The organism is Spirochaetota bacterium, from assembly GCA_026414805.1.
In the GTDB taxonomy this organism is placed as follows: domain Bacteria; phylum Spirochaetota; class UBA4802; order UBA4802; family UB4802; genus UBA4802.
The window spans coordinates 1-10,178 of the sequence record JAOAIH010000092.1 but is presented as its reverse complement, the minus strand read 5'-3'; the positions used below and the strand labels follow the sequence as shown (position 1 = coordinate 10,178).

Below are 10,178 nucleotides of genomic sequence, written 5' to 3'. Positions count from 1 at the left end.
TGAATCAAATTCAGGATGACACACCATCATTTACCGTAAAATCACCCTGGGGTCAGAGCACTACCTCTATTTACAATAAAAACAACGTAGAGCTGATGTTATTGTAGCTCAAAATGTTAACAAGCCACCTCAAAAACCATTGCATAGGGGTCAGAGCCACACTCGGGTCAGAGCCCCCCCATCTCCGTGTTCTCCGCGATCTCTGCGTGAAATAAAATAATACATCACGCGGAGTGCGCAGAGGTCACAGAGTTACTTGTGGGATAGCAAAATTTGGGGTCAGAGCCTTTTACCATAATTTTATTTGACAAATAGTCATTTAACGTATCATATTAAATAATCACTAGATTGGTTGTAAAAATGCAATTAGAAGTAAAAAACAATAAATGCAATTAATACTTGCGTTAACATTATATAACGAGATAATAAGCATACAGTTAGTAGCAAAAAAGATATCACTAAAAAATATAGATCCTTAAACATAGGACTTGCTAGTGCAAATGCTTAAGGGATACATTATTAAGGGGGTTTGCCATGTCACAAACAAAACTTACTGCAGATGTTATTGTTATTGGTTCAGGACCGGGTGGGGCGACAGTATCAAGAGAGCTTGCTCGTGCCGGTAAAAAAGTAGTTATACTTGATAAAGGGAAAGACCACCGTGGGCACTTATACTATGGGACCTATCCTGGTGCGATGTTGTATTCTGATAAGATGAGTTTTCTTTTTACAAAGGAAGGACTCAACATCATAAGCCCAATAATGGTTGGTGGAGCAACAAGTATGTATTGTGGTTGTGCAGCGCCACCACCGCCGTGGTTTAAAAAACGCTATAGAATAGATATAGATAAAGAAGTTAATGAGACAATTAAAGAACTTAACATACAACCACTACCTTCACAGTTGCGGGGGATAGCGTCTACACGCATTGCTCAAGCTGCAAATGCTTTAGGATATGAATGGTTTCCACAGCCAAAATTCATGGACCCTGAGCGAAGTAAGCATTTCAACTGTACTGCAGCATGTATGCTGGGATGCAGGTGTGGTGCAAAATGGAACGCTGCAGAATATGTGGATGAAGCATTACAATCAGGTGCTACATTGTACACATCTGTTAAAATAAAAAAAATACTTCATGATGGACGGTCAGTGCAGGGCGTTGAAGGAAGTATACATGGAAAAGCGTTTGTAGCACATGCCCCCTATGTGGTGGTTGCCGCTGGCGGTATAGGAAGCCCACGTATACTGCAGGCCTCAGGTTTAAAAGATGCAGGTAAAGGTATGACCATGGATGTCACTGTCATGGTATATGGCGTGGTAAGTGATAAAGGCATTGGTAAAGAACCGCCAATGACATGGTCATGGGAAAACGATGCAGATGGCTATATGTTATCAACGCTGATTGACCCATGGTTATTGTATCCTCTGGCAGCAGTACGTGTTGGTGCTAAACCATTGCTGCAGTGGTTAAGGTGGAATCATATCCTGGGAGTTATGATAAAGCTTAAGGATGATATTTCAGGTGGAGTATATCCTGATGGAACTATCTCCAAGCCATTAACGCAAAAGGATAAAGAGCGCCTGACTAAGGCACGTGCGGTATGCGAAGCAATACTTAAAAAAGCAGGTGCATCTGCTTCATCAATTTATATGCGCCCGCTCATTGGTACTCACCCAAGCGGAACTGTGCGTATTGGCGATATGCTTGATAGCAATTTACAGACAAAGATTGATGGCCTGTATGTATGTGATGCAAGTACATTCCCTGAATCATTGGACAGGCCTACGGTACTTACCATTATTGGATTGGGCAAGCGCCTTGCAAAGCATCTTTTAAAAAAAGGATAGAGGTGTGCAATGAGCACTCTTAAACGTGTACTGGGGCTTGGTGCTGTAACCTTTATTGCTATTGGCTTTACAATTGGAGGAGGAGTGTTTGTGTTTACCGGCATAGTGCTGAAAATGGTTGGTGCAGCATTGCCGCTTGCCTATGCGCTAGCGGTTGTGCCAGTTTTTTTGAGCATGATGCCTCTGGCAATGTTAGGTTCGGCAATTCCTACTGTTGGGGGTAATTACAAATATCCAAGTAGGATGGTATCCCCTGGCATTGCGTTTGTGGGAATTTGGATCTATGTTCTGGCAACATTCTTTGGGCAAATTCCATTGTATAGCATTTCCTGTGCTCACTACATCAGCACATTTTATCCAGAGCTGTCGCTCAAAATGTGTGCGATAGCTCTTGTTACATTGTTTTATATTGTGAATGTAATTGGCATAAAACCTGCTGCAACAGTTCAGGCACTTATGGTGATTATACTTTTAAGTGCCCTTTTCTTTTTTTCATTCAGTGGTATGGCTCGGTTTGATAGCGCTAACCTTGCAAATTTCTTTGAGAAGGGGACAGCAAACCTTTTAGTAGGAACAGCGTTACTTACCTTTACCTATTTAGGATCAAATGGAATCATTGAATTAGGTGGCGAGATTAAAAATCCAGGTACAACAATCCCCAAAGCATACTTTATCACATTCCCTATTGTGACGTGTGTATACCTATGTGTTGCTATAGCCACAGTTGGTGCTTTCCCCTGGCAACAAACAGCCAAAGAAGCAGAACCACTTATCTTTATAAGTAAATCGCTTTTTGGCAGTGCTGGCGTAATGTTCTTTATTTTAGGTGGGGCAGTGCTTGCCCTTACTACAACGCTTAATGCGCTTTTTATTGTTGGCACAAAATCACTCCTGATTATTATACAGGATAACTTACTGCCATCCTGGCTTGGCAAAATCCATGCAACATTTGGCACACCACACATATTGCTTACAATAATATGGGTACTATCCATTGTGGGTATTCTTTCAGGGATGCCAATTGAAACATTTGCATCGTATTCAGCGTTAGGGGGCATTATTATATTTCTGCCAATACTTATGGCTGCGTTACGTTTTCCCTCTCTTTATCCTGATAAATACACTATGGCATCATTCAAACTCAAAGGCGCCTGGCTGTATATATGCGTGGGTGTAGGATGTATATTGATTGTGTTCTTTTGCCTTGTAATACTTGTTGACTTGAAAACAATTTTTAACATTGGATTGTTTGTAGTATTTGCATTATCGGGTGTTGTGTATTACATAGTAAGGAAACGGTATCTGGCATCACAAGGGGTGTATCTTGAAACAATACTACAAAAAGAAGAATGGGTATAGCTATGAGTGTGTTGCCATTATTTGATGCATTCCCTGCTTTAAAAAAACTCCCCTATGTGCAGTTGGGGGATTTTCCTACACCTGTGCAAAGACTATCTTCTATGGGTCATCCCAATTTGTGGGTTAAGCGGGATGATGTATCATCAACACTGTATGGGGGCAATAAAGTAAGAAAACTGGAATTTACATTAGCGGAGGCGATAGCTCTAAACAAAAAAAAGGTTGTGACTATGGGAGGCATAGGTACCAACCATGGACTTGCAACCGCAGTGTTTTGTAAGCACTTAGGTCTTGGGTGCAGGTTGCTTCTTTTCTGGCAGCCTGTAACAGAGTACGTGAAAAAGAATTTGCTTCTGTTTGTGCATTTTGGAGCAGAGCTTGCGTACTATACATCAATGCTTGCAACCGGTATTATGTTTTATACAAAGGAACGCTTGATACGCGATGCATACTTTTTATACGCAGGTGGCTCTTCGCCATTGGGTACGGTGGGGTTTGTCAATGCAGCATTTGAATTGAAACAGCAGATACAGCAAGGACTCTTGCCTCAACCGGATTACGTTGTTTGTGCACTGGGATCATCTGGAACCATGGCGGGGCTATCGCTTGGCCTTTTGCTAGCAGGTGTAAAAAGCAAAGTTATAGGCGTGCGGGTTACAGACCGATCACTTGGTCCAATACCTATAGCTAATGAAAAAAGTGTTCACTTGCTGATGGAAAAAACCTACAAACTTATGAAAACGATTACTAATCTTCCACCAATAGATATTCCCACACCTATTATCCTTCACGATTATTGTGGCCAGGGCTATGGTTATCCAACTGGTGCCTGCCTGGATGCTATCGAAAAAATGAAACACACTGAACATATTCAGCTTGAGCCAACTTATACGGGCAAAACCTTTGCTGCAGTGTGCGATTTGATACGCAAACCAGAATTTAAAAATGCAATACTATTATATTGGCACACCTACAATTCGGTGGATATGACTGACAAAGCAGCAAACGTAAATTACCATCAGTTGCCAAAAAACTTGCATTGGGTTTTTGAAAGAGAATAGTGGCATATAATAAAATAAACATTTGACAGGTACTATCGTAATTGTAACTTTTATAGTACGTAATATAGTAATGTAATAATTGAAACGCTAACAAAGTATTTTACAAACGATGAAAATGGTGAAGATGTGTTACAGTTTGGTTTGGTTGCTTTCAATACACACATAAAAAGTGATAGTGATATTATTATTGAGAAAACGGGCAAACAGTTTTTTCACAGATACGATACATAAAACATTATACTATTATCTTGCTTCAGAACCATGGGGTCATTCCATAGTTATATTGATAGATGAAATAAAAAATTTTGATAATGCACTTGTCAGAGCACAGCGCATATTATAAAAAGTGAGGAAACTAATACAATACTATAACATATATATTTTGTATGTACTATCGTGTAATATTTTCTGGTATCAATTTTTTTTGTTGTTCAACTGGTGCATCTTTCTTGAAGCTCATGGTATATGTTATTCCAAATGCCAGGCAAAATGATTCTTCATCCAGCTCTTTTTTGAGATAGTTAATTGCCCTGCCACCTGGTAATAGGTTTTCATTTTTAATAGTGACTTCCTGGTACACAGTTGTTGCAGGATATGCCACATAAAACCCGCCAAGGGTTAATTTGAGATTTGAATCAATCGTTGTTGTCAATCCACATCCAATTGTGTGGCTTATAAGAAGTGGATCAATTTCATTACGTGCTTTTTTCTTAATACCGGGGTCATAATAACTATATCCTGCGCTGATTGATATGTTATGCAATAGCGCGTATTCAGTGCAGATTCCAATTCTATATCCAATATTGAAATCATCCTGCCTGCCTTCCAGGTCAACATATTTTCGGAAATATACATCGCTCCCAATTTCTATTTTTAATTTTTGAGTAAAATTATATGAAATCCCTGCTGATAATGACTGTGGGTAGGTTGCAACAAAGGTGCTCTTTCTATTCACCAGCTGCCATGGTGCCAAAATCAATTTGTGCCAGACCCTTTGGGAATACTACTTCTGGAGCAGCCTGCATTATACCAAATGAATAATACAAGGCGCATTCTTTCCCTAAATAATTGGTGCGGTAAATAATATTGATATCGGGTATTACAGGAGCAGTGGTTTCCATAAAATATGTATTATGGCTTTTAAGGCTACCTGTGGGTCTGGTTGTAAAGGCATTCCCATTCTGAGTTGGACCCTCCTCATCAATACTAAAACTTGGAGCATAAATATCAAGATAGTAATAATTCATTGTATGAACACGCTTTTTGTAGTAGGTCTGGCTGCTATACATAATATATAAGCCTTCCTGCATATATGGTAACCCAGCAGGGTTGTAGAAAGCTGCATCTGCATCAACAGAGGCATTACGATTGAGCGTTCTAACATATTCAGCACTGTGGTTTGGTAAGATTCCATCTTCCTGAAATAGTTCATTGGCAAAAATCATAGCTTGACTCAAAACAATGCAAAGTAGTAGGGCACATAATTGTGTAAAGATGTGGTGTGATTGCATGATTATTACCTCCTTTACAAAATTAGGATTAGTACCAACGGTCGATGCAATTAAGATGCAATGGTCACGTATAATCTTTTTTTTATGATTGAGATGCTACGTTTGGATGTTATTTACTAGTGTTACAAGCGCTATTAATAAAGATATCTGTGTACAGAGAAACAATACCGACTTGTCAGTTTAATACATTATGTAATTTTTGTCAAGCATTTATAAGATTTAAAAAAGAAAATATATTCTATAAATGTATATATGTTTTTTTTATGTATTCTTAAATGCAATACTAAATGCAAAATATGAATTAATGTGTATCACCCCAAAAAACACAATAGTCATTCAAATCGTTATGGTATAAAATAAGTGAGAATATACTTTTGTTGTAGTTTTCACTGTAATAAAAATTATATTACTTATATTGCATAACATTGCATTATCAAGCTGCACAAATTTTTTGATACGGCTAATCGTTTTATAAAACAGAAGTATTGGATGTTATTTTGCAGGTCCAATAGTAAATATGAAAAAAAGGAGTGATTCCTCTGTTGTATTAGCAAAATTAAAAATATTTTGTAAAAAATACTTTGTTAAAATTAAAAAAGATTTATATTATTACTGTGATAGGAGGATGTAACAATGGATCAATGTGAAGTTCCAGCGTTTAATTCTGAAGATGGTGAAATAAAAGAGATACTGACACGCTATAAGGTTGTTGCAATCGTTGGCTTATCTGATGATCCAACAAAGGACAGCAACAGAGTGGCACAGTATTTAATAAGTAATGGCTATACTGTTGTGCCAGTCAATCCAACAAAAGAAACAATATTGGGCTTGAAATCGTATCCCAACCTCACATCAATACCATTTACGGTTGACATAGTGGATATATTCCGAAAGCCTGCTGATGTACCCCCGGTAGTTGATGAAGCAATTGCTATTGGTGCAAAAGTTGTATGGATGCAGCTTGGCATTGCGCATAATGAAGCGGCAAAAAAAGCAAGGGAAGCTGGATTAAAAGTTGTGCAGAGCAAGTGCATAAAAATGGAGCATTCTCGTTATTTTGGTACAGATGCTCATGCAGTAACGTTTAATATTAGTCCGGGTCAATGATTTTATACGGGTTTAAAATGCAATAAGGGTCAAAAGCTTTTTTTAATCGTTTATAAAGCGACAGCTCCGCTTCGGAGGCAAATTTCTTTAATGCCTCTTTGCGTATAAAACCAGTACCATGTTCTCCGGTAATTGTCCCCCCATACTTATATGCCAGACCATATATTATCTCTTTTAACACTGGTACAAGATTTTTGAATTTTTCATATGGCATATCGTTTTTCAATACATCAATGTGAACATTACCATCACCTGCATGGCCAAACATAATGGATTGCAACCTGTATGGGGTCAGAGCCTCTTTCACGCCCGTTAAAAATGGTACAATGGAAGAACGCGGGATGGAGCAGTCTTCAGCCAAAAACACCGGGCTTTTGGCATGGATTGCCTCGCGAATGCACCGACGTGCTTTCCACAGTCGTTCTTTTTGCTCTGGAGACTGGGCTACCAGGATGTCCTCAGGATTAACGGGACACAGGGAAAGGATTTTTTGTAGTAGCGGTTCTATTTCATGGTAACTATCGCCATCAAGTTGTATTAGAAGATGTGCTCGTGCATGCGGATGGGGCATTTCCTCCTTCAAATATTGTGCTGCCAAGGTCAGAGCATCTTCTTCCATAAATTCAAGCACAGCTGGTTGCACGCGATGGGTAAGCAGTGTGTATACAAACTGTGTTGCATGGGTGAGGCTATCAAATGGTATGAGCATATCAAGCGTGAGTGCAGGAGCTGGTATAAGTTTGCAGTATATTTTTGTAATTATAGCAAGGGTACCCTCTGAACCAATGAGGATGCCGGTGAGATTATAGCCAGTAGCGTTTTTTATAAATTTTCCCCCATGGTGCAGCACGCTGCCATCAGCAAGTACAAACTCAAGCCCCGTGATGTAATCCTTGGTAGTGCCGTATTTCACAGCACGAGGTCCACCGGCGCCTTCTGCAACGTTTCCACCAAGTGAGCACGAATCAAGGCTAGCCGGATCGGGTGGATACATGAGGCCATACTGCAATGCTTCCTTTTGCAACTGTCCTGTAATAACGCCTGGCTGACACACTGCAATCATGTTTTCAGTATCTATCTCAAGAATTTGGTTCATCTTTTCAAGCGATAGCACTATGCCACCACATACTGGAACTGCTCCACCAGTAACACCAGTACCAGCACCACGCGGTATAACAGGTATGCGATACTGGTTGCATAGTGATAGCACGGTACTTACATCACTAGTAGTTTTGGCATACACCACAAGCCATGGATTGCCTTTTAAATCCGAAGTTTCATCCACAGAATATTTTTCCAGGATATCAGGATCATCACTAACTGCAGAGAAGTGCAGCACTTTTTGTAATTCGTTTTTTAGTTGTTGTAATTTTGAGTTCATATCAATTGCATTTTTTCATTTTTTGGAGTATTAAATTGAATTATTAATATTTAAAAATTCCACTCAATTTATTTTTTATCCAAAAATTATGTTGTATCACTGTCATTCTGAGGCACGCAATGCCGAAGAATCTTGATTTTTAAGGATTTAGATTCTTCGCTTTGCTCAGAATGACGTTGTACCTTTGCTCATAATGACGTTTACCTTAGCACAGAATGACGTTGTACCTTCGCTCAGAATGACATTTGCCTTTGTCACAATAACGGTGTACCATTTTTTTGCCAGTTAATATCATTCTTCTAATGTACAATATCTATTCGAAAGCAGGGTAGAAAAAAGTGCACTAACAATTATCAGTGTTAACCCGCTTATAATATAAAAAGCTATATCAACAGTTACTATCGCACAAAATGATGCCATGATTATTGGTCCAACAGTTTGCCCAATTCTAAGGCCCATGCCATTGAGGGACATGATTGCTCCGCGGTATTGCGTAGGGGTTGCTGCATTAAGAAGCGATAGTAAACTTGGATTGTTTATTGCATTGGAAGCACCACCTATAACAATTGCTACAATAAGCCAAAAAAAGTTTGGCGCAACACCTGCGATAATAAACGATATGCATAAACCTATAAATCCATAAAGTATTAAATTTTTTTCTGAAAAACGTTTTGTTAATATTTGCAATTGTGATGAAGTTATAGCAGTGACTACAGACATCAGTGACATAAATATTCCAATAGTTGCAGATGTCCCATTGAAACGATAGGATATAATATAAGGAATATATGTTATTATTGGTCCATACAGCAATATAAAGGTAAGTACTGTTGTTAACAGCAATCCTATGACATAGGGGCTTTTTACAATCTTCAGAATGGCAGTGAAATAATTTTTGAGGGATGAGGTACTGGTTGGTTCGGGGTTATGTAAATGAAACATGACAAACCAGGCAACAATAAATGCAAATGCAGATAAAAGAAATGGGTAATTCCACCCAAGGATGCACATAAATCCACCTATGGCTGGATAGGCTGCGGTACCAATGTTTAACACACTTGCGTTGTACCCAAATGCGATGGTACGGTTTTTACCGGTAAACAGATCGCCAATGATAGTAGCGTTGATAGCTCCTAATGCAGATACACCGATACCCTGAATAAATCGCAAGATAAGTAGCAAGCTGAAATCCTTGATGAAGAACATGATGGTCCCAGTAATACCAAATATTAGCAATGATGGGATAATTATAATTTTACGTCCTATTCTGTCGGAAAGAATGCCCAGTATTGGTGTTAGAATAATACCTGGCATTGTAAATACAGTTATCATTAATGCTACAGATGAATAGGGAATATTGAAATGCTGTGCCATTGCAGGCAAAGCAGGTGTAATATTGGTTACACCCATCACCACAATAAGTGTTATACCAAATGCAATAAGCAGATTTTTATCTGTGTAGAGCTTTTTTTGATTGTCCATGATAAATGAAATGTTATCTTTTACCCTGTAAAAGTATTGTGATGGCGAAAGGTATATCTTTGTATGAACATAGAGAGAATTACTTTAATGCAAGCATAAATTAATTCGAAGGTTTAAAAAATATAAATAATATAAATAATTACTAAAAAAATTTTTAAGAGGCAAAGTAAAAATCGTTGACATCCAAATTTTAGTTGTCTCATAATAAAGCAATAGTTTAATTAAATGTTATAAAATGTAATACATAATTTTGTATATTAAAATTATATTAAAACAAGTGAGAGGAGGATTGGATGGCACAGTTTAAGTCAGAATCCATGTCAGCTGTTTTTCAGGAACAGGCTGCAAAATTAGGTAGCAAAGCATGTGTATCATATAAGAAAGGTGGGCAGTGGCTGGACATATCCTGGGCCGACATGAACACCATGG

Annotated in this window: 8 protein-coding genes; 4 read left to right on the top strand and 4 right to left on the bottom strand. The window is 38.5% G+C overall.

Features of this window, described 5'->3' with window-relative positions; all coding sequences use genetic code 11:
* The first annotated feature begins 534 nt into the window (after positions 1–534).
* Genes N3F66_13755 through N3F66_13745 form a run of 3 tightly spaced genes read left to right on the top strand, consistent with a single transcriptional unit; the run spans position 535 to position 4,268 of the window.
* The gene (locus N3F66_13755) at positions 535–1,848 is read left to right on the top strand and encodes a GMC family oxidoreductase (protein MCX8125208.1); all 1,314 of its coding nucleotides are present in this window, start codon (positions 535–537) and stop codon (positions 1,846–1,848) included.
* Between the two features lie 9 nt (positions 1,849–1,857).
* Positions 1,858–3,207: an APC family permease gene (locus N3F66_13750; GenBank protein MCX8125207.1), complete on the top strand. Its 1,350-nt coding sequence runs from the start codon at positions 1,858–1,860 to the stop codon at positions 3,205–3,207.
* 2 nt (positions 3,208–3,209) lie between these two features.
* On the top strand, positions 3,210–4,268 hold the full coding sequence (locus N3F66_13745) for a pyridoxal-phosphate dependent enzyme (protein ID MCX8125206.1): 1,059 nt from the start codon (positions 3,210–3,212) through the stop codon (positions 4,266–4,268).
* A gap of 391 nt (positions 4,269–4,659) precedes the next feature.
* On the opposite strand, the gene N3F66_13740 is transcribed toward N3F66_13745, so the two are convergent.
* Both N3F66_13740 and N3F66_13735 read right to left on the bottom strand, forming a co-directional pair.
* Positions 4,660–5,223 (bottom strand): hypothetical protein, encoded by a 564-nt coding sequence (locus tag N3F66_13740; protein ID MCX8125205.1) that lies wholly within the window; start codon positions 5,221–5,223, stop codon positions 4,660–4,662.
* The gene (locus N3F66_13735; GenBank protein MCX8125204.1) at positions 5,216–5,779 is read right to left on the bottom strand and encodes a hypothetical protein; all 564 of its coding nucleotides are present in this window, start codon (positions 5,777–5,779) and stop codon (positions 5,216–5,218) included. The genes N3F66_13740 and N3F66_13735 overlap by 8 nt, the downstream gene beginning before the upstream one ends.
* A gap of 633 nt (positions 5,780–6,412) precedes the next feature.
* Between N3F66_13735 and N3F66_13730 the strand changes: the two genes are divergently transcribed.
* Positions 6,413–6,886, top strand: coding sequence for a CoA-binding protein (locus tag N3F66_13730; protein MCX8125203.1), 474 nt, complete (start codon positions 6,413–6,415; stop codon positions 6,884–6,886).
* Here the strand turns inward: N3F66_13730 and N3F66_13725 are convergent.
* Both N3F66_13725 and N3F66_13720 read right to left on the bottom strand, forming a co-directional pair.
* On the bottom strand, positions 6,870–8,267 hold the full coding sequence (locus tag N3F66_13725) for an FAD-binding oxidoreductase (GenBank protein MCX8125202.1): 1,398 nt from the start codon (positions 8,265–8,267) through the stop codon (positions 6,870–6,872). The genes N3F66_13730 and N3F66_13725 overlap by 17 nt on opposite strands.
* Before the next feature lie 291 nt (positions 8,268–8,558).
* Positions 8,559–9,749, bottom strand: a complete 1,191-nt coding sequence (locus tag N3F66_13720; protein ID MCX8125201.1) for an MFS transporter — start codon at positions 9,747–9,749, stop codon at positions 8,559–8,561.
* Positions 9,750–10,178: the final 429 nt, after the last annotated feature.

Bases quoted from the DNA above. Each gene is read 5' to 3' on its own strand.
- N3F66_13755 (MCX8125208.1), top strand. From the start codon at position 535: ATGTCACAAACAAAACTTACTGCAGATGTTATTGTTATTGGTTCAGGA.
- N3F66_13750 (MCX8125207.1), top strand. From the start codon at position 1,858: ATGAGCACTCTTAAACGTGTACTGGGGCTTGGTGCTGTAACCTTTATT.
- N3F66_13745 (MCX8125206.1), top strand. From the start codon at position 3,210: ATGAGTGTGTTGCCATTATTTGATGCATTCCCTGCTTTAAAAAAACTC.
- N3F66_13735 (MCX8125204.1), bottom strand. From the start codon at position 5,779: ATGCAATCACACCACATCTTTACACAATTATGTGCCCTACTACTTTGC.
- N3F66_13730 (MCX8125203.1), top strand. From the start codon at position 6,413: ATGGATCAATGTGAAGTTCCAGCGTTTAATTCTGAAGATGGTGAAATA.
- N3F66_13725 (MCX8125202.1), bottom strand. From the start codon at position 8,267: ATGAACTCAAAATTACAACAACTAAAAAACGAATTACAAAAAGTGCTG.
- N3F66_13720 (MCX8125201.1), bottom strand. From the start codon at position 9,749: ATGGACAATCAAAAAAAGCTCTACACAGATAAAAATCTGCTTATTGCA.